The sequence below is a fragment of the [Bacillus] selenitireducens MLS10 genome, assembly GCF_000093085.1.
GTDB classification, from domain to species: Bacteria; Bacillota; Bacilli; order Bacillales; family Salisediminibacteriaceae; genus Salisediminibacterium; species Salisediminibacterium selenitireducens.
Genome location: NC_014219.1, coordinates 621,379 through 640,109, shown reverse-complemented (window position 1 = coordinate 640,109; position 18,731 = coordinate 621,379). Strand labels below are relative to the sequence as shown.

The 18,731-nt window shown below is 53.7% G+C and carries 21 protein-coding genes and 1 riboswitch; of the genes, 9 read left to right on the top strand and 12 right to left on the bottom strand.

Annotated features, from left to right (window positions below; genetic code table 11):
• Positions 1-37: 37 nt before the first annotated feature.
• Positions 38-1,474: a DASH family cryptochrome gene (locus BSEL_RS03175; RefSeq protein ID WP_013171561.1), complete on the bottom strand. Its 1,437-nt coding sequence runs from the start codon at positions 1,472-1,474 to the stop codon at positions 38-40.
• 113 nt (positions 1,475-1,587) lie between these two features.
• Here BSEL_RS03175 and BSEL_RS03170 point away from each other — a divergent pair, with 113 nt between their 5' ends.
• The 4 genes from BSEL_RS03170 to BSEL_RS03155 all read left to right on the top strand — a co-directional run bounded on the left by BSEL_RS03170 (position 1,588) and on the right by BSEL_RS03155 (position 4,344).
• Entirely contained in the window at positions 1,588-1,854 is a 267-nt protein-coding gene (locus BSEL_RS03170) for a TIGR03643 family protein (protein ID WP_013171560.1), read from the top strand.
• Positions 1,855-2,071: 217 nt separating this feature from the next.
• Positions 2,072-3,436 carry an FAD-dependent oxidoreductase gene (locus BSEL_RS03165; RefSeq protein WP_013171559.1) on the top strand — a complete coding sequence of 455 codons (1,365 nt, stop codon included), beginning with the start codon at positions 2,072-2,074 and terminating at the stop codon, positions 3,434-3,436.
• 213 nt (positions 3,437-3,649) lie between these two features.
• Positions 3,650-3,997: a DoxX family protein gene (locus BSEL_RS03160; RefSeq protein WP_013171558.1), complete on the top strand. Its 348-nt coding sequence runs from the start codon at positions 3,650-3,652 to the stop codon at positions 3,995-3,997.
• Positions 3,994-4,344: a DoxX family protein gene (locus BSEL_RS03155; RefSeq protein WP_013171557.1), complete on the top strand. Its 351-nt coding sequence runs from the start codon at positions 3,994-3,996 to the stop codon at positions 4,342-4,344. The genes BSEL_RS03160 and BSEL_RS03155 overlap by 4 nt, the downstream gene beginning before the upstream one ends.
• Positions 4,345-4,399: 55 nt before the next feature.
• On the opposite strand, the gene BSEL_RS03150 is transcribed toward BSEL_RS03155, so the two are convergent.
• Complete coding sequence (locus tag BSEL_RS03150; RefSeq protein WP_013171556.1) at positions 4,400-4,831, bottom strand: GNAT family N-acetyltransferase; 432 nt, start codon at positions 4,829-4,831, stop codon at positions 4,400-4,402.
• Between the two features lie 116 nt (positions 4,832-4,947).
• Here BSEL_RS03150 and BSEL_RS03145 point away from each other — a divergent pair, with 116 nt between their 5' ends.
• The 5 genes from BSEL_RS03145 to BSEL_RS03125 all read left to right on the top strand — a co-directional run bounded on the left by BSEL_RS03145 (position 4,948) and on the right by BSEL_RS03125 (position 8,319).
• Positions 4,948-5,703 (top strand): class I SAM-dependent methyltransferase, encoded by a 756-nt coding sequence (locus BSEL_RS03145; RefSeq protein ID WP_013171555.1) that lies wholly within the window; start codon positions 4,948-4,950, stop codon positions 5,701-5,703.
• 70 nt (positions 5,704-5,773) lie between these two features.
• On the top strand, positions 5,774-6,151 hold the full coding sequence (locus BSEL_RS03140) for an ArsR/SmtB family transcription factor (protein ID WP_013171554.1): 378 nt from the start codon (positions 5,774-5,776) through the stop codon (positions 6,149-6,151).
• A gap of 140 nt (positions 6,152-6,291) precedes the next feature.
• The gene (gene arsC / locus BSEL_RS03135; RefSeq protein ID WP_013171553.1) at positions 6,292-6,711 is read left to right on the top strand and encodes an arsenate reductase (thioredoxin); all 420 of its coding nucleotides are present in this window, start codon (positions 6,292-6,294) and stop codon (positions 6,709-6,711) included.
• 142 nt (positions 6,712-6,853) lie between these two features.
• Complete coding sequence (locus BSEL_RS03130; protein ID WP_013171552.1) at positions 6,854-7,780, top strand: rhodanese-like domain-containing protein; 927 nt, start codon at positions 6,854-6,856, stop codon at positions 7,778-7,780.
• A 95-nt stretch (positions 7,781-7,875) separates the two neighbouring features.
• The gene (locus BSEL_RS03125; protein ID WP_013171551.1) at positions 7,876-8,319 is read left to right on the top strand and encodes a Dps family protein; all 444 of its coding nucleotides are present in this window, start codon (positions 7,876-7,878) and stop codon (positions 8,317-8,319) included.
• 66 nt (positions 8,320-8,385) lie between these two features.
• Here BSEL_RS03125 and BSEL_RS03120 read toward each other — a convergent pair whose 3' ends face one another.
• The 10 genes from BSEL_RS03120 to pucD all read right to left on the bottom strand — a co-directional run bounded on the left by BSEL_RS03120 (position 8,386) and on the right by pucD (position 18,727).
• Complete coding sequence (locus BSEL_RS03120) at positions 8,386-9,642, bottom strand: pyridoxal-phosphate-dependent aminotransferase family protein (protein WP_013171550.1); 1,257 nt, start codon at positions 9,640-9,642, stop codon at positions 8,386-8,388.
• A complete protein-coding gene (locus tag BSEL_RS03115; protein WP_013171549.1) occupies positions 9,639-10,898 on the bottom strand; it encodes a Zn-dependent hydrolase in 1,260 nt (419 codons plus the stop codon). The genes BSEL_RS03120 and BSEL_RS03115 overlap by 4 nt, the downstream gene beginning before the upstream one ends.
• Positions 10,899-10,923: 25 nt before the next feature.
• Positions 10,924-11,262: a hydroxyisourate hydrolase gene (gene uraH, locus BSEL_RS03110; protein WP_013171548.1), complete on the bottom strand. Its 339-nt coding sequence runs from the start codon at positions 11,260-11,262 to the stop codon at positions 10,924-10,926.
• Positions 11,262-12,218 carry a factor-independent urate hydroxylase gene (gene pucL / locus BSEL_RS17940; protein WP_013171547.1) on the bottom strand — a complete coding sequence of 319 codons (957 nt, stop codon included), beginning with the start codon at positions 12,216-12,218 and terminating at the stop codon, positions 11,262-11,264. Before pucL ends, uraH begins: the two co-directional genes overlap by 1 nt.
• Positions 12,211-12,738 (bottom strand): 2-oxo-4-hydroxy-4-carboxy-5-ureidoimidazoline decarboxylase, encoded by a 528-nt coding sequence (gene uraD, locus BSEL_RS17935; RefSeq protein WP_013171546.1) that lies wholly within the window; start codon positions 12,736-12,738, stop codon positions 12,211-12,213. The genes pucL and uraD overlap by 8 nt, the downstream gene beginning before the upstream one ends.
• A 33-nt stretch (positions 12,739-12,771) precedes the next feature.
• Positions 12,772-14,130 carry a 5'-deoxyadenosine deaminase gene (locus BSEL_RS03095; protein ID WP_013171545.1) on the bottom strand — a complete coding sequence of 453 codons (1,359 nt, stop codon included), beginning with the start codon at positions 14,128-14,130 and terminating at the stop codon, positions 12,772-12,774.
• Between the two features lie 11 nt (positions 14,131-14,141).
• Positions 14,142-14,239: riboswitch (purine riboswitch) on the bottom strand.
• Entirely contained in the window at positions 14,233-14,868 is a 636-nt protein-coding gene (locus tag BSEL_RS03090) for a nucleotidyltransferase family protein (protein WP_013171544.1), read from the bottom strand. It overlaps the preceding riboswitch by 7 nt.
• A gap of 1 nt (position 14,869) precedes the next feature.
• Positions 14,870-15,913: an XdhC family protein gene (locus BSEL_RS03085; RefSeq protein ID WP_013171543.1), complete on the bottom strand. Its 1,044-nt coding sequence runs from the start codon at positions 15,911-15,913 to the stop codon at positions 14,870-14,872.
• The gene (locus BSEL_RS03080) at positions 15,906-16,439 is read right to left on the bottom strand and encodes a (2Fe-2S)-binding protein (RefSeq protein ID WP_013171542.1); all 534 of its coding nucleotides are present in this window, start codon (positions 16,437-16,439) and stop codon (positions 15,906-15,908) included. The genes BSEL_RS03085 and BSEL_RS03080 overlap by 8 nt, the downstream gene beginning before the upstream one ends.
• Entirely contained in the window at positions 16,436-18,727 is a 2,292-nt protein-coding gene (gene pucD, locus BSEL_RS03075; RefSeq protein ID WP_013171541.1) for a xanthine dehydrogenase subunit D, read from the bottom strand. Before pucD ends, BSEL_RS03080 begins: the two co-directional genes overlap by 4 nt.
• Positions 18,728-18,731: the final 4 nt, after the last annotated feature.

Here is an 18,731-nt window from a genome sequence, read left to right as displayed (position 1 = left end):
CTCCCTTTTCATTTGGGCTCGCGCTTTTTCTATGGGCTCAGAGACCGAGTTCTTGCTTTCTCCGTTCAAGGGATTCCTCCAGATCGACTATGGGCTGCGGCCAGTCAGTATGGGCACTCAGTTTCACGGGATCGTATACCGTGTGACCGGGCAACGTATCCGGCAAGTGCAGCCAATTCTTCGCATAGCTTCCTTTCGGGTCATAGCGGATGCCCTGACCAATCACGTTGAACGCACGCAGTTCCCTCAGATCCGTCCCGACGCCCGCCTGATACGCCCAGTTGCCGTAGTTACTCGCCGGATCATAGTCGATGAGCTGTTCTTCAAAATAGCGGGCACCCCACAACCAGTTGATGCCGAGGTTTTTCGTCAGGAAGCTTGCGGCATTCTGTCTCGCCCGGTTACTCATATATCCGGTCGCCTTCAACTCCCGCATCGCCGCATCCACCAGCGGAAAGCCTGTTTCGCCGTCTTTCCATGCCTGAAACAGGGCCTTGTCTTCGTGCCAGACGATGGCGACGTCAAGCAGCCCCTGTTTCGTAAACAGACGTGCGTCTGTCGCAAGCATGAGCCACTGAAAATACTCCCGCCAGAGAAGCTCAAAAAACAGCCAGTAGCTCGACTCGTTTCGTCCGTTCGCTGCCTCCATGTCCAAAATGGCCCGGTACACCCGCTTGGGAGACAGACTGCCGTTCGCAAGCCAAAACGAAAGCTTTGAACTGTCATCAAAGGCGAACATCCCGTCTCTCGTTTCTTTGTAGGTAAATAATCGTGACGCATTCCCAACATACGACCGGAGGCGCGCCAATGCTTCCTGTTCTCCCCCTCTGACGATTCCCTGTCCTCCGGCATGCGGAATGTGGTCACCGGATCCCCGCACCGCTCCGAAAGATCCACTCTCTTTTCCGCTCAGGAAAACCGGCTCTGCCTCTGTGACCGTATCATAAGAGTCATAGGAGAAAGACCGCTTTTTTTCCGGTAACCTGAGGTGTGCTTCAAGCCTCTTTCGGAACATCGTGAACGACATCGGAAATTCCGAAAAGGAGAAGGGCAGCTGATCCCGTCGAAACATCGTATGTCCCTCACTGACATGCCAGTGAATGTGTGGCAGTGCCCTTTGCACCTCCTCAAGATCCCGCCGTTCTTCAAAACCCGGATGCTCATGCAGAAAAACATCCGTTGCGCCACGTTCCGTGAGCCAATCGATCATCGTTTTTACAACCGGCCCCTTCAGGACGGTAAACGGCATCCCTTCTGCTTCCAGGGATCCGGCAAGGACAACCAGACTCTCCATGAGAAACCGCTCCCGGTGTTCACCGGCACGTTTGAGTCCCGGGGTGACCTTCTCGTCCATGCGCGCATCCCGTACAAAGACGGCCTCCGTTTCTTCTTTTGCCCAGTGAGCCAGCCGAAGCGGTTCGTGATCATGTATGCGTAAGTCATGACGAAACCAAATGACATTCACCATTCTCATCCTTTCTCTGCCTCTCTGACATAGGGTTAATTTTCCCCGGATGCGGGTAAATCAATCACGACTGTAGCTGATTTACACCTTTTTTATATTATTTGCATAAGGAGTGTCAAAGAATGGCGAAAAGAAACAACCTGTCCGTCGAAGAGATTGACCGCATTGTTGAAATGGCCTGGGAAGACCGGACACCGTTTGAAGCGATTGAGATCCAGTTTGGACTGAAAGAAAAAGAAGTCATTAAACTGATGCGTGCTGAAATGAAGGCCTCATCCTTCAAAATGTGGCGAAAACGGATGAATGAGCGCACGACAAAACATCGTTCAATCCGTGGCGATGACATTAAACGGTTCCGTTCACCCATGCAAAAACATATCAGCTACTGATTCACCCGCCTGCACCGGCAAAAGGCTCTGTGCAGGCATTCTTTTCACGCCCGCTTTTTACGTGTAACAGTGAGCAAAGGTGTTGACGGTTTAATTCAGTTGGTTTACACTATGGGAACAGTAATAAATGTGATGAACATCACATACAGACGCAGCCGTCATCTTCTTTTTTTACTCGAACAAGTGAATAATTTCACATTACAGGAGGACGATCATCATGAATATTGCCGTTATTGGAAGTACCCACGCCGGAACCGCAGCTGTTAAGAATATGGCCCGTCTCTATCCTGACGCCACGATTCACGTCTATGAGCGTAACGACAACGTATCCTTTCTTTCCTGCGGGCTTGCCCTCTATGTAGGCGGCGTCGTGCAAGACGCAAAGGCGCTCTTTTATTCTTCACCGGACGAACTGAGCTCAATGGGGATTCAGGTGCATATGCAACACGACGTCCTGAATGTGGACGATGAAAACAAAACGCTCCGGGTCAAAGATCTTCTCACCGGTGAAGTGCGGACCGACCGCTTTGACAAGCTTGTCATGACAACCGGTTCGTGGCCGGTCATTCCGCCCATCGAAGGCATCGGGCAAGATCAGATTTTGCTCGCGAAAAACTACAACCAGGCCAACACGATCATTAAGCAGACCGAACATGCTCACCACATCACAGTGATTGGTGCCGGTTATATTGGCGTCGAACTCGTGGAAGCTTTTCAACAGGCAGGTAAATCCGTTACTCTCGTTGACGGCGAGAGCCGGATCTTGAGCCGTTATTTTGATTCCGCCATCACCGACGAGGTTGAACGGGCGTTGACGGACCGTGGCATTGAACTCCGGTTAAATGAGACCGTCCAGGCATTCAAAGGGGATGGGCGTGTCAGACAGGTCGTCACGAACAAAGGAGCTGTCGATACGGACCTCGTTATCCTCTGCGTCGGATTCAGACCAAACACCGGACTCTTGACTGATAAGGTCGATATGCTCGCAAACGGGGCCATCAAAGTGAATGAGTATATGCAGACAAGCCATCCTGACATTTTTGCGGCAGGTGACTGCTGTGCCATCTCCTACAATCCGACCGGAGAAGAAGCGTATATCCCCCTTGCAACCAATGCGGTGCGAACAGGAACCCTCGTTGCCCACAACCTGCTTACGCCTCGCATCCCTCACCCGGGAACACAGGGAACATCGGGACTGCACCTTTTCGGTCTCAATCTGGCCTCCACCGGCCTGACGGACACCGCAGCAACACAGGCTGGCCTCACGCTTCAGGAGGTCACGGTTCAGGAAACGAACCGGCCGACGTTCATGCCTGATGCCGAAGAAGTCCGGTTTACCCTCCGCTTTGATCCGGTAACACGGATCATCAAAGGTGCTCAGGTCCTGTCAAAAGCCGATGTGACTCAGGCCATCAACACGATGAGTGTGGTGATCCAAAAGGAGATGACCATCGAAGAATTGGCGTTCGTTGACTTCTTCTTCCAGCCTCACTTTAATCATCCTTGGCACTTCCTGAACAAAGCGGGCCTCGCTGCAATAGATGCTCTGACGCCGGCAGAAGCGGTTCAAGCTGCCCGCTGACACAAGACTATCATCAGCAATCAAAGGTTGACGGCCCTCTATTAGGGTCGTCCTTTTTTGTTATTTTCTATAAAATTTTTAAACAAAATCTATACATTTATTATAAAAATCGGTTTCACCCACCTATTTCCGGGGAAGTGATTACCATTATCTGATCATTGCCGTTATGATTTAGAAAATAACAATCATTCCGGAGAAAAGAGGCGGATCCACATGGAAACTTTAGCAATCATTTCTCAAATCATCATTGCCATCTCCATCGTCATTGTCTGGGTATTTCGTTTTGACAACATCGTCAAAGAATTCAAACAGTATGAGCTGTCTGACCTCACGAGAAATATGGTCGGTGCTGCGAAGATCTCCCTCGCCACCTTGCTTGTCGCCGGGATCTGGACATCGGAATTTATCGTCATTCCCGCACTGATCATGGCTTTTCTGATGGTGTGCGCGCAGCTTGCCCATTTCAAAGTCAAGAATCCATGGAGTAAGCACGTGCCGTCTCTGATTCTCCTGCTTCTTTCCCTGTTTGTTGCCGGGGTGCATTCCGGTCTAATCGGGTGATTGCCTCTGTCCTGGATGCCGTCGTCATTCTCGTTTCGGTTTCCTTTATCATCTATGGCATTACCTGTATCGGCTCTGTGAGAATGAAACAGGAATTCGAACGGTTTCAACTGCCGGGATTTGCCCCATGGATCGGCATTCTTGAAATTACAGCTGGCGCAGCCATGCTTGTCGGGCTCGCCGTTCCATGGCTCTTGCTTCTTGCCTCCGGGGGACTGACGCTCCTCATGGCCGTCGCCGTCTTCGTCCGTATTCGCGTCGGTGACACGCTTTGGCAGTCCTCCCCCGCTGTTGTCTTCTTCCTTCTCACCGCTTGGCTGTTTTTCATGACCTTACAGGCTCTTTAAACCAATAAAACGCCAGGACAGCTCTGCCGGTATGCCCGCTTAGCTGTCCTGGCGTTTAAAATGTCTTTTTGAATACATAGCTCTTCTTGCTGTAATTCATTTTCTCTTCATAGAATCGGTGGGCATCTTCCCGCTGAAGCCCTGAGGAGAGGGTGATTTTCCCGTAACCGTGGTCTCTGGCCCATTCCTCTGCAAATTCCAACAGGATTCCCCCGTATCCTTTCGATCGCTGCATCTCAGCCGTGACGAGGTCACTGACCCAAATGGCGCGCCCGTCATAGAGCGTCGTCATCGGCATGAGCCCGATAACGGAAACGAGGAGATCTCCGTTCACGAGTCCGAACATCCTGTACCCCTCATTCGCCATCGCTTCTTTTACAAGCTCCAGATAGCTTTCCTCATCGAGGTGATCCCGCAGCTGCTTGACAACCGGATAGGCGGATACCGCATCTTCTTCAGTCAATTCCACAATAAATATATCTTCCATTTTAGGTCTCCTTTATATACGATAATCATGACTGTACCCTTATCATCTTATCACGGACACCCCTGTCTGACATCTTTGAAACAGACAGGGACGCACGTCCTGAAGGAGGCTATATCATGACCACGTTTTACAATACCCTGTCCTCAGCCGTCTACAACTACGATAAAGCCATTGGAATAAGCTTTGGCGATGTCGGGTTTTACACAAGCCGGCTCGAAGGCATCTCGGGTAAAATCCTTGAACCTGCCGTTGGCAACGGACGGCTGCTCATACCGTTAACCGAAGCCGGGCTTACGGTGGATGGTTTCGATCTCTCGGAGGCCATGCTCAGTCACTGCCGGCAAAACTGCCATGATCGCGGCCTTTCTCCTCATCTTTGGCAGGACAGCATGACCACATTCACAAGCAATGAGCAGTATGAAGCGATTATTCTCCCGGCAGGCAGTTTCCTGCTTTTGCCCTCTCATGCGGACGGTATGGAAGCCTTGCGGCGTTTTCACGATCATCTCGTCCCAGGTGGCCGTCTCCTCATCGATCTGTTTTTACCTGATGAGCTCAATGCCGGCCAGGAATCATTCCGGCGCTTCCCTTTAAACAACCGTGAAACCATCACCCTCACAAGCACCGTCCGATCGGTGGATGTTGTCCGTCAATCCGTGGAATCCTACAACCGATACGAGAAGTGGGTGGACGGCAAGCTGACGGAAACCGAGCTCGAGCGCTTTCCGGTCCGCTGGATCGGTATCGAGGAAGCAAAGCTCATGCTGAAAGAGGCCGGCTTTACTGACATCAGGCTCTCCGCCGATTATCAAATGGACAAACAGCCGGAACAGGCCGGTGAAATGTTGACATTCGAAGCCGTTGCCAAATAACGTTCATTTGCTTCTATAAGCATTCTCTTATAAAATGGGGATAACGAATCCAATGAATGAGGTGTTCACTATGCAACATCCGGCTATTACATCGAAGGTTTCCCTGTATAAGATGCTTGCCGATGAGAAGCGTATTAACATTCTCCGTTTCTTAAACGAAGCAGGCCTCTGCGTCTGTGATCTCGAAGCACTTCTTGGCATCAGCCAGCCAGCAGTCAGTCAACACCTGCGTAAATTAAAGCAGGCAGACATCATCACTTCCCATAAACATGACCAGTGGCATATCTACTCCATTAATGACGGCTACGAACATCATCAGCATCTCTTGCACATTCTGAACGAACTGCCCTCCGCAGAAAAGGATGTCGCGGATATAACCGCACAAGGGATCCGCTCCCGCTGTTCCATTGAAATCACAGAGATACGCTTTCTCGAGAAAAAGAACTGAACAATTGCCGCCGTGCCTTGTGCCGGCGGTTTTTATGTATGCACCGAATCGATCTTTACAAACTCTTAATCTTTTTCTGCTTTCCCTCTCCTTTATCTGATGTTATTATATAAGCACATTCTTATATTGGAGGCATTACAATGACAAAACCGATTTTATACTTCTTATGTACAGGCAACTCCTGCCGCAGTCAAATGGCAGAAGGCTGGGGAAAAGAAATTCTTGGCGAAGAGTGGGACGTCTACTCTGCAGGGATTGAAGCCCACGGTGTGAACCCGAATGCTGTCAAAGCCATGAATGAAGTGGCCATAGATATTTCCGGACAGACGTCCGATACAATCGATCAGGACCTCCTGAACAAAGCAGACTTTGTCGTGACTCTTTGCGGACACGCCAACGATGTCTGCCCGGCAACACCGCCGAACAAGGAACGTGCCCACTGGGGCTTTGACGATCCTGCCAAAGCTGAAGGCACAGACACGGAGAAGTGGGCGGTCTTCCAGCGCGTCCGTGACGAAATTGGCGAACGGATCCGCACGTTCAAAGAAACCGGAAAATAATCCCCTCTTGCCCTGCACCGGACTGACAACGTCTGGTTGCAGGGCTTTTTTCGGGTGCACCGCTGAATTGTTCAGGATTCGCCATAACAACTTCACTGTCGATTCACATTGTCATCGTATGATTGACAAAGAGGTGATGAAGATGAAGACTACAATACTGGCAATCCCCCTGCTCGCGCTTTTATTGTCCGGCTGCAGTGACAACGGGGCGTCTGACGCAGCTTTTCATAATGAGCCGGAACAGACAGACAATGAATCTGTGTCAGAACCGGTTCCTGATGAAGACGAGATCCGTTTCACGGCCGGTGCCGCATACTTTAACCGCCTGACCACAAACCGGTACATGCTTTCTGAAGACGACATCGATCCCGCCGATTCCGGCACTTGGCTGATCGATCTCAGGAACAGCGCCGCTTTTTCAGAAGGGAGTCTTCCGGAGGCCGTTTCTTCCGATCCCGCCTCACTCGGTGACGTCCTCGGCGCATTAAGGCAGACGGATCAGGTCGTCTTTATCAGTGAAGACGGACAAGTGGCGTCTCAAGTGATGGCGGCAACGCGCATGGCCGGCATAAACAGCTCCCTCCTGGCAGGCGGTATCAGGGATTATAAAGGAGACCTTCAGCCTGGTCAGCGTTCTGTCTCTGAGCTTCTTGACACCGTTGAAGAAGCTCCCGGCGGGGATCCGGAAACACAGATCATGGACGAGGTGGTCAACCGCTACTTAAGCGGGGACATCGCCACCGACCGAAGCCGTGTTGATCCTGAAACACTGCACGCAAATCTGTCCGATTATTACATCATCGATACGAGGAGTGAGGCTGATTATAAAGAGGCGCACGTGCCAACGGCACACCATATTCCGGTCGCTTCCATTGGCCAGCATATGCCCGACATTCCTGCCGATAAACCGCTTCTCGTCTACTGCTACTCCGGACAGACCGGCGCACAGGCTGCCACCGTTCTTGCCGTAGCCGGTTTTGAGACGTATACGCTGACAGGCGGCATGGGGAACTGGGTGCAGCAAGGCTTTGAAACCGCTCAGCCCGAGGCCGATCCTGTCACACAATAATCACATTCCTCCGGGATAAAGCATGTTTAACCGGACCAAAAAACGGATAAATAGAATGGTGTATAATCCACTATCAAACTCGGGAGTTGATCCAATTGGCACACGTAAAGACAGAAGAAATCCTGAACAGACATGTATCGAACTGGAGCGTCTTGTTCGTCAAGCTCCATAACTATCACTGGTATGTAGGAAGCACGCAGTTCTTTACCCTGCATCAGAAATTTGAAGAGCTTTATAACGAAGCTGCGACAAATATTGACGAACTCGCAGAGCGTCTTCTTGCCGCTCAGGGCAACCCGGTTGCATCCATGAGCGAATACCTGAAGACAGCCACAGTGAAGGAAGCCGAAGGGGAAACAACGTACGAAGCCATGCTCGATACGCTGATCGGCGACTTTGATTTGATCTCAAAAGAACTGAACGCCGACATTGCCACCCTTGAAGACGAAGTGGGTGACGATGTGACAGCAGACATGCTGATTGGCATTCGTCAGTCTGTTGAGAAGCATAACTGGATGCTTCGTCAATATACAAGATAATGATAAGCAAAGACCCATCCGCCTTTTGGCCGGATGGGTCTTCTTCTAACGCTTATGGTCCTCCGTTCATCCCGGTATACCGGTGATTTCGGGGGCCTTTTTCTGATGATAGACCTCAAGGGCCGCTTGCGCTGCCGTGCCTTTATGGACCTTGCATCCCTGGTGCGTGAGCACACTTTCAAGGGCATTCAGCGTAATGAGCACATTGCGTTTTTGACAGCTGTAGCCCATCGTCCCGATGCGCCAGATTTTCCCGTGCAGCGGACCGAACGAGCTGGCGATTTCAATGCCATAATCGTCAAGGAGTTGTCGCCGCACCGCTTCACCGTCTGTGCCCTCCGGGATCCGGATACAGGTCACCGTCGTCAGTTTCGCATCCGGATCCCCGAACAGTTCAAGTCCCATCGCCCGGATCCCCGCCGTCAGCGCCTGTTCGTTCAGACGATGCCGCTCAAAGCGGGCCTCTAGGGTTTCCTCGAGAATCACCCGCAACCCCTCATGCAGGCCATAAATCATTGCCGTTGCTTCCGTGTGGTGATTAAGGCGCTTCGGGGACCAGTAATCCTGAAGCTGACTGAGGTCGAGGTAATTACTCCGGATACGCCGGTCGTGACCGCTCGGATCCCCGGCGGCGGCAATCCCCGCCTCGACGGATTTCCGTTCCTGAATCACGGCTTCAATCCGGTCATTATAGGTAAGTGGCGCAAGACCCGAGGGGATCGACAGGCATTTCTGCGTCCCGGTGATAAGGCCGTCAATGCACCATTCATCAGGACGGACGTCCATGCCTGCCACCGTCGCCACGGCATCAACAATAAAGAGGGCATCATTGCTGCGGCACGCCTCGCCAATCTCTTTCAACGGATGGACGCGTCCGGTGGACGTATCGCCATGGACCATCGCCACGACCTTCGGCTGCCACGCTTGAATCTCACCTATGATTTCGGAAGGCTCAAAGACCTCTCCCCATTCACACGTAAGCATCTTCACGTCGCCGCCGACGCGCTCGCAGATCTCTTTTAAGAGAAAGCCGAAACGGCCAAAGGCAGGAATGAGGACCCGATCCCCCTCTTCAATCACCGATCCGAGCATCGCTTCAATCCCGGCCCGTGACGTGCCGTCCACCGGATACGCCCAATGATTCCCGGTCTGAAGCACGTCCCGGAGCATCACCATCACCTCATTCATGACCGAGGTGAAGTCCGGGTCAAACTGACCGAGAACCGTTGATGACATCGCTTTGAGGACCGAGGGCTCTGCCTCCACGGGTCCTGGCGTCATGATGGTTCTCGGTGCCACATGTAACGGTTTCTGTCTGATCATGCTTCATCCCCTCTTTCTTCTGCCAGGCTGTGAAGCGTCCGCATGAGAAGCTCCGTGCCTTTTGCACAGTCTTCCTGACTCGTCCATTCCTGCGGGTTATGGCTGATCCCGTCTTGACTGCGGACGAGAATCATCCCCATTCTCGTGACTGTCGACATAATGAGCGCATCATGCCCCGCTCCGCAGGGCATGTCTTTCACCGGAATTCCGCATGTGTTTGCGGCCTGGTGAATACTTGCCCGAATATCTTCAGAACAGGTGGCCGGCGGTTCTTTCTTGGTGACCAACGTCTTGAAGCTGACACCGCGTTTCCCGGCGATGGCCGAAAAAGAGGCCTCGATGTCCGTAAGCATCCGATCGCGAAGCGTGGTGTCCCCGTGGCGCATATCGACGGTAAAGACCACTTCGCCAGGGATGATGTTAATCCCGCCCGGTTTGACTTTGAGACTGCCGACGGTCCCGACCCCGCCGTGTGTGACAGCCGCCTCCTCGACGGCAAGCATCGCCTCAGCCATGGCCAACGATGCATCCTTCCTGATCGCCATCGGTGTCGCACCGGCGTGATCTGCTGCCCCTTCAATCGTCACCTGGAGCCAGAGCGGTCCCTGGATCGTTGTCACGATCCCTGCGGCAATATCCGCTTCTTCAAGGACACGCCCCTGTTCGATGTGCATCTCAAGAAAAGCACCGATCTCCCGGCTGTCACGCTTTGCCTTTGGATAGGCCGACGGCTCATAGCCCGCCTTCGTCAGAACTGTCTCATAGCTCTCGCCCTCCTGATCGGTCAGGGTGAGAAAGCGGTCGTCGAGCTTTCCTGCAAGGGCCTTACTGCCCATATAGCCGGCCCCAAACCGCGTTCCTTCCTCGTCGGAGAAACTGACGATTTCAATCGTCCGCCTCGGCCGGATACCCGCTTCCTTCATCGTACGGACAGCCTCAATGGCACCGAGCACCCCAAGGGTTCCATCAAAGGCCCCGCCGCGTATGACCGAATCCACATGTGAACCGGTCATAATCACCGGTAAATCGGGCTCCCTGCCCTGATAAACACCAAAAACATTCCCCACCGCATCGGTATACACATCAAGACCGCACTCTTCCATTAACACCCTGATATAGGCTTTCGCTTCAAGCTCAGGCGGTGAGAAGGCAAGCCTCGTAATCCCGTCCGCTTCGGTTGCACCTGCTCCGATTTGGCGGAGGTCCATAAGCGTCCGCCACAGCCGCAGCTGATCGATCCCTGTCATTGTCTGCATCGTGATGGTCCTCCTTTGTGTGGCATTAACTGCCCCGGTATGTTGTGTAGCTATACGGCGTAACGAGAAGCGGTACGTGGTAATGCCGGGTAGCGTCATCAACGGTAAAGCGGATCGGCACCTCATCGAGAAAGGCATCCTCCGTTTGAAAATAATCCCCGACAAAAAACGTCAGTTCATATACGCCCGACGTGAATGCGTCGCCTTCGAGTAGCGGTGCATCCACGCGCCCGTCGTGATTCGTCACGGTGTCAGAAAGCATAGTGTACCCGCCTTCTTCGTTGCCCTTTCGGAGTATGAGCTTCATCCCCACTGCCGGAAGACCCGTCGCCGTGTTTAAAACATGCGTCGTCAATCGTCCCATCAGCGGAGGGCCTCCTCACGCTTCACATCCTCCTGAAGGACCGTGAATTTCTGAAAGCCGAACGGCGGCCTCGGATCCGTGAAGACCTTGCCTTCACCGGATGCCGGAATCTCGTCGCGTACCGTTTCCCACGTACGGTTATTCGATTCAAAGGAAACCGTTTCAAGCTGGGGGAAACGCTCAAGGACGCGAATACCGATGTCATAGATCAGCTTCTGGATGGACGGCGAATCTTCCTGATGAAAGAGGGTCTGGGCGATGTGCTTGACCTGTTCTGCTGCCACGTACTGCTCGGGGGTCGCTCCGAGGGCATGCTCCGTCTCTTTGTACGTCCAGCTGATGTTCAGATAAATAAAGAGCGGACGGTCCTTCGTTTCCGGCAGGGTTGTATATTCATCGCGGATAAAGCCCGCAAAGCTGCTTCCTTTCACTTTAATCAGATGCAGATCATGCACAGCGCTTTCGAGAGAACCGATCTGTGCTTCGCCGTTCTCATCACGTCCAACGCTGATACGGGTCCCCGGTTTTTCAAGCATCCCTTCCCGAAACACCGTCTCACTCGGCACGACGCCGGCTGGTGAACCGACTTCGACCGCTTCGAACGGAAACTGTCTTCCTGACATCTCCACCTCTGAAATATGGTCATACGTATCAAGGAAGCAGGCACTCACATAGGCGAGGAAACCTTCCATCGTCGTCCCTTCATATTCTCCGGCGTGATGGAGAATGAAGTTCTTCATCGAATCCGTCGCCACCACTTTGGCATTGTCCCCTTCAGTGAAAGACGTCAGGAAGGCTTCACCGGCGAGAGATACCTGGATATCCATACCGAAAATCGTATTTGATCTTCCTGTGAAATTTGATTCAGGGATCTGTCTGACCCCTTTAAGCGGTGTAGCGTATGTGCGGTAGACAAAAACGTCCCCTTTGCCGTATAACATCGTTCGTTCAGACATGATTCAGTTCCTCCTTCTCGTGTTCGCCGCCAAGCAGGTCATTCAGGCGAAAGACGGCGATCTTTCCGACTTCGTTCAGGGCTGTTTCAAATTCTTCTTCCCGGCTGTTTTCAATCCGGCTTTCGATATTGCTGATAATGTCTTCTTTCGTCTTGCCTTTCACGGCAAGAATAAACGGAAAACCGAACCGTTCCGTATAGTGTGTATTCAGACGCTTCAGGGTCTCGTACTCCTTTTCACTCAGCTGATTCAACCCCGCACCCTTCTGTTCGGCTACGGAGGCATCGGTCATCTGAATCCGGCCGCCAAGATCCGGGTGTGCCCGCAGAAGACTGAGCTTCTGATCCTCAGTCCCCTCATGCATGGCGGTAAGGAGCTGTTTGTACACTTCTTCGGATGTGTGAAACGGACCCGCCTGTTCATAGGCGCTGTCTGCGACCCATGGTGAATGTTCAAAGACGTGCCCGATCTGTGCCACGAAGGCTTCTCTTGAAAGTCGGTGCAATTCTGTCATTTGCATGATACGGTCACCCTTTCCTGTTGTCTGAAATGTTCAGCCACTGACGGCTTTGGTCTGTCCTGGAATCCCGCTTCTTTTGATCAGCCGTTTAATCGATGTATTCGCTTCCTGCATGAGGGTTTCTTTATCCATTGTGTGAAGCATCCGGTTCTTCATGACCGGTTTCCCATTGATAATCGTCGTCTCGACATCGGCTCTCGTCGCGGAATAAACAATTCTCGACAGTGTGTCGACACCGTAAGACGGATACATATGGAGATCATTCAGGTTCAAAATAGCCAAATCCGCCTTCTTCCCGGGTTCAATGCTTCCGATTTTGTCGTCGAGCCCCATCGCCTTTGCCCCGCCGATCGTCGCCATTTCGAAGACGGTTTTGGCATCCATCGCCGTCGGCCCGTGCTCGGGCTTGTGAATCAGGGCAGCGAGGCGCATCTCATTAAACATGTCAAGATTGTTGTTGCAGGGGGCCCCGTCCGCTCCGAGACTGACGCAGACATGGGCATCAAGAAGCTGGGGGATCTCCGCTTTCCCGGAAGCGAGCTTCAGATTCGAGCCCGGACAGTGGGTGACGTTCACCCGGTTATCACGTATGATCTTCTTCTCATTGTCACTGAGCCAGATACAGTGAGCGAGCATGAGCCGCTCATTGGCAAGACCGAGCTTGTGGAGATACTCCACATTACGCATGCCTGTCTCGCGCTCCACGATGGCGATTTCGCCTCTGTTTTCCGCGGCGTGGGTATGGACCCGGACGTTTTGCATCTCCGACAGCCTCGCCGTCTCTCTTAAGAGCTCCTCCGTGCAGGACACGACGAACCTCGGCGAATACGCATACTGAAGGCGCCCGTTGTCATAGCCGTGCCATTTTTCATACAGATCCTGACTGGCCTGCAGGGACTCCGCCGTCTTCTCCTGCAGAGGAAGAGGGACTTCGTCGCCTTTGTCCATCATGACCTTGCCTGAGATGGCGCGGATTCCGGACTGCGCCATGCCTTCAAACGCTGAATCGGTATGGTGAACCGTCTCCATATCGACGATGGACGTCGTCCCGCTTTGGATCAGTTCGCCGGTGCCCAGTAGAGCGGAGTAGTAGATGGATTCTTCATCATGGGCAGCCTCCAGGGGCCAGATGCGACCCTTGAGCCAGTCCATCAGTTCCAAATCATCCCCCCGTCCGCGAAAGAGCGTCTGGCATAAGTGAATATGGGTCTGAATAAAACCGGGGATCACGACCCGGCCGGTGGCGTCAATGACCTCTGCGTCGTCCGGGCACGGCAGGTTTTTCCCGACCGCGGTGATCGTATCCCCTTCAATCAATACATCACCGAAGACGGCTTCCCGTCCGGCGTTCATTGTGATGATCTCTGCGTTCTTCAGTACGATGGATCCCATCGGTATCCCTCCTGATCAAGTCGTTCACACGCAGTCAGGCGGTATCGGTACCTGGCAGGACCCTCAAACCATGTCTTTGAGGTTGTGCGGTGAGTCTTGGTTTTATTGAACGGGAAGCGGCTTTTGCATCCGTTCCCGTGCTTTCTTCAGATCCGCCGGCGTATCCACATCAAACGAGATGTAAGGATCATCCACCGCCGTGTGGAGATTGACGAGCTGGTTTCGAAGCCGTTTGCCACCTTCGTCTCCGGGCATCTTCAAGCACATCAGGTTGAGCAGATACGGTCTGCCGAAAAAGACCGGATGACCCTGACGTCCGTGAAACATCGGCCTCACCGAATACGGCTTCCGGCTTGCTTTCATGGACAGTCCTTCATCCAGGACCGCTTTGAACGTCTCAGCCGCAATCAGAGGCTGATCGGCAAGCATCACGAGTGCATGTGCGCCCCGCGACTGTGCGTAACAGAGTCCTTTTTTAAGAGAAGAGGCCTGTCCGGAGACATAGTCGGGATTATGAATGAAGTGAATCCGTGAATCCTCAATGGTGACGGCATCTTTCAGCGCCTCATGATGTTCACCGGTAATGATCACAATCCGCTCCACAGGCAGTTTTGACACCTTCAGAACAGCGTGATCAATCAGCGTATGACCTTCAATGGAGAGCGTCTGTTTCGGCTCTCCCATCCGCGTTGACTGACCCGCTGCAAGTATGATCGCATGAACCGTTGTTGAAAACATCCTACATCACCGCCTGTTCAGATTTTGTTTGAGCCTGGTTTCTTCTGACCCGAATGAGCTCTGCCGCAATACTGACGGCTATTTCTTCCGCCCCGTCAGCTCCGATATCAAGCCCTACGGGCGAGTGAAGCCAGTCCGGGATCTGTCCGCCGGCAACGAGACGTCTCGTCCGTCGCCTTGGGCCGAGAATCCCTGCGTAGGCAAACTGTTCCCTTCGCTCGACGAGCCCGCGCAACAGCACCTGATCATCCTGAAAGCGGTGCGTCATCACGAGGGCAAAGCTCCCCTCACGAATCTCTTCACACTGAAAGAAATCATCGGGGCTCAACCAGCGAAAGCCGGACGCATCAGGAAACAGGGTACGATCAAGCCGCTCTCTGACGGTATCGGTCACGATCACGTCAAAATCGAGGGCTGCGAGCTGTCTCACGACGGGTTCTGCGTCGATACCCGCCCCGAACACGTAAACGCGGGTCTTTGGCGTGATGCGTTCCACGAGGATTCGTCCCTTGTCGCCATGGCTCACCTGAACGGCCGGACCGTCTTTTTCCCTGATGAGCGCGGGCTTCAGAGCGTCATCCCTCTCTGAAAGAGGCGTACCGTCTTCCTTCACAAACATTGGCGGACCTGCATGCTCATCCAACGCCGTCACGCGGTACAGGGTCTCTCCCCTGCCGATCCGCTCAAGGGCGGATGCAAGCCGCCGGTCTGTCCCCGAATCGGTGAGATCAAGCGGGTTCAGGCTGACATACACTTTGCCGTTACAGCCGGCCCCTTTCCCCCACCCGAGGTCATCCTCCGCGCGCATATCGTAATCTACGACCGCCGTTTTCATCTCCTTCATACACTGAAAGGCATGGATACGGAGATCTTCTTCAAGGCAGCCGCCGCTGATCATCCCGGTCATCCGACCGCTTTCGCCAATGATCATCTGGGCACCCTGGTGACGGTAAGCGGAGCCTTCCACGTGAATTACGGACGCGACGAGTGCTTTTGTTTCGCCGCTCGTGACGAGCCAGTCAAGTAATCGGTGCTGTTCAGACATCCGCCTCACGTCCTTTCTCATCCTGATTCTCTGTCAGCCGGCTGATCACACGGTGAATCCCGCCGTAGCCGGTGCAACGGCACAGGTTGCCGGACAACGCTTCTTTAAGATCTTCAAAGCCGGCATCCCCATCTCCATTGAGGCAGCCTGTCAATGATACAATCATTCCCGGCGTACAGTATCCGCACTGCAAGGCTCCTTCTTCGAGAAACAGCTCCTGCAAATCCCGGGTCCGGCTGTCTGATACCGTCAGTCCTTCAATCGTGTCGATGGAACGGCCTTCAATCTGATAGGCCATGAGCAGGCAGCTGTTCATCGGTTTCCCGTCGACGATGACCATACAGGCACCGCAGCGTCCCACTTCACAGGAAATTTTCGTTCCTGTCAGATTGAAATCCGTCCGGATCAGATCGACGAGCCGTCGCTCCGGCGGCACGTGTATGACCTTTGTTTGCCCGTTCAGGGTAAACCGGATGGTCATGCGTGTTGCATCATCTTCCTGATAAGCCTTCATCAGCGGGTTCATGGGGAGACCTCCTTTTCATCCTCGGTGAGCCATGCAAAGGGCTCTGTCGAATCGAGTACCTTATCAGGCGTAATCGGAAGACTCGTATGCCAGGCGCCCGTTGCTTCACGGACGGCTTTCACAATCGCCGGAGCCAGTGCCACAGAGCCGATTTCCCCGACACCACGGGGACCGAAACGGTCGCCTTCCGAGAGCGTCTCGTTCGCTTCCACGTACTGAACGGCCGGCACATCCTGAATGGTCGGTACCAGATAGGAATCGAGATTCCTGGTCACGTAGCGGCCCTTCTCGATCACGGCATCCTCACTGAGGGTAAAGCCGAGTGCCATGATGCTGCCGCCTTCGATCTGTCCGAGATAGCCGAGAGGATTCATCACTTCACCGGCGGATACGGCATGATCGACCCGGGTGACAGCGACTTTGCCGTTCAGGGTGTTCACTTCCACTTCCGCAATGACCGCCGTCGATCCGTAGAGATAATGACCGCCCATCACCTTATCCGGTGTGACGGGAAAATGATGATCGGTGGACAGCGTGAGCGGGAGCTCCGATCCGTTTGCGAGCGTTCGGTAATCGAGTACAACCGCGCCGTCTGCTTTTGAATGAACCCCGCCGGCACCCATCGTCAGATCGTCCTGATCGGTATTCAGCTGTCTGGCCGCTTCCTTGAGGATCAGCTCACAAAAAGGCTCCTTCATGCGCTGAATGCTTTGCCAGACCATGTTGGTCGTCCTTGATGCCGTTGACGATCCGCTCGGGGGCACATGACGGGTGTCCCCAATCTGAATCGACACATCCTCCACCTCACAGGTGAAGGCCTCCGTGAGCATCACCTCAAGCGTTCCGATAAGCCCCTGGCCAAATTCCTCATGGCCAAACGAAGCTTCGATTTTCCCTTCTGCCGTGAGCGTCAACATACCGCCCGCAGGGTCCGGAATTCCGTAGCCGAGTCCCGAACCGTGAAACGCAAGGGCCACACCCCTTCCCCGTCTGATCCACGGCTCCTGTTCGTCCGTTTCACAGGACGGAAGGTGGTACAGTTCAGAACGGGTCAGATCCGACAGCACAAGTGCCGGTCCGTCATTCGCCGCCACCTGCTGCTCAAGGGGACCCAGGTCATGTTCACCGCGGATATTGCGTCTTCTCAGTTCGACAGGATCGATCCCGCTCTTCTCGGCGAGACGGTCAAGCTGTCCTTCAAGGGCGAACGTCGCCTGATTGCCGCCAAAGCCCCGGAACTCGCCGGAGACGCCGTTGTTTGTATAGACCGCTTTCCCTTCGAGTTTCACATGGTCGATCCGGTAAGGGCCTACGGTATGCTCGACGGCGAAATTCAGAACCGGACCACCGAGGGTGGCGTAAGCACCCGTGTCCGAGATAATCGACGCTTCATGCGCCACGAGTTTCCCGTCAGCCGTCATACCGGTCTTCATCGTAATCGACATCGGATGACGTTTGATGCCTGCGATTACCGATTCCTCCCGGCTGAAGTGCATCTTCACCGGCTTCTGTGTGGAGAGGGCCAACAAAGCCCCATATGGCTGAACGTTCAGTTCATCTTTCCCACCGAAAGATCCGCCGATGGGGCTCGAGATAATCCGGATCTTCTCTTCGTCCATGTCGAGGATGCGCGACAGCTGCATGCGGTCTTTATAGCCGTGCTGCGTCGCGGCTTTAACGGTCAATGACCCGTCTTCTTCAGGGATGAAGAGGCCCCCTTCGGTTTCCATAAAGACGTGCATCTGACGCGGGGTGTGATACGTCTCTTCGACGATATAGGCGGCCTGATCAAATCCTTCCGCCGTGTTCCCCTTTTCAAAATGCCGCTCATGCAGAATATTGCCTTTTGGATGGAGAGGAATCGCATCGTCTTCGAGGGCTTTCTCAGGCGAATCAAGGACCGGAAGCAGGGCACTGTCAAAGAAAATCGCTTCTGCCGCACGCTCTGCCGCTTCACGGGACGTCGCCGCGACGGCCGCAATAGCGTCCCCTTCAAAACGGATATGATGATCACAAAACACCGGCTGGTTCGGATCGGCAATGCCAAAGCCGTTCAGTCCCGGAATATCTGCGGCGGTGAGAACCGAGACAACGCCCGGAATCTTCATGGCTTTCTCGGTGACGACTTTGTACAGTCTCGCGTGGGGCATGCCGCTTCGGACCACTTTTCCGAAAAGCATTGTATCCTCACTTAAGTCCGTCAGGTAGTCAAGACGTCCGGTTGCCTTGTCCCGTCCGTCCGGCCTCACCCGCCATCCTCTTCCGCTCGTTCGGTCGTTCAGCCTCATGATC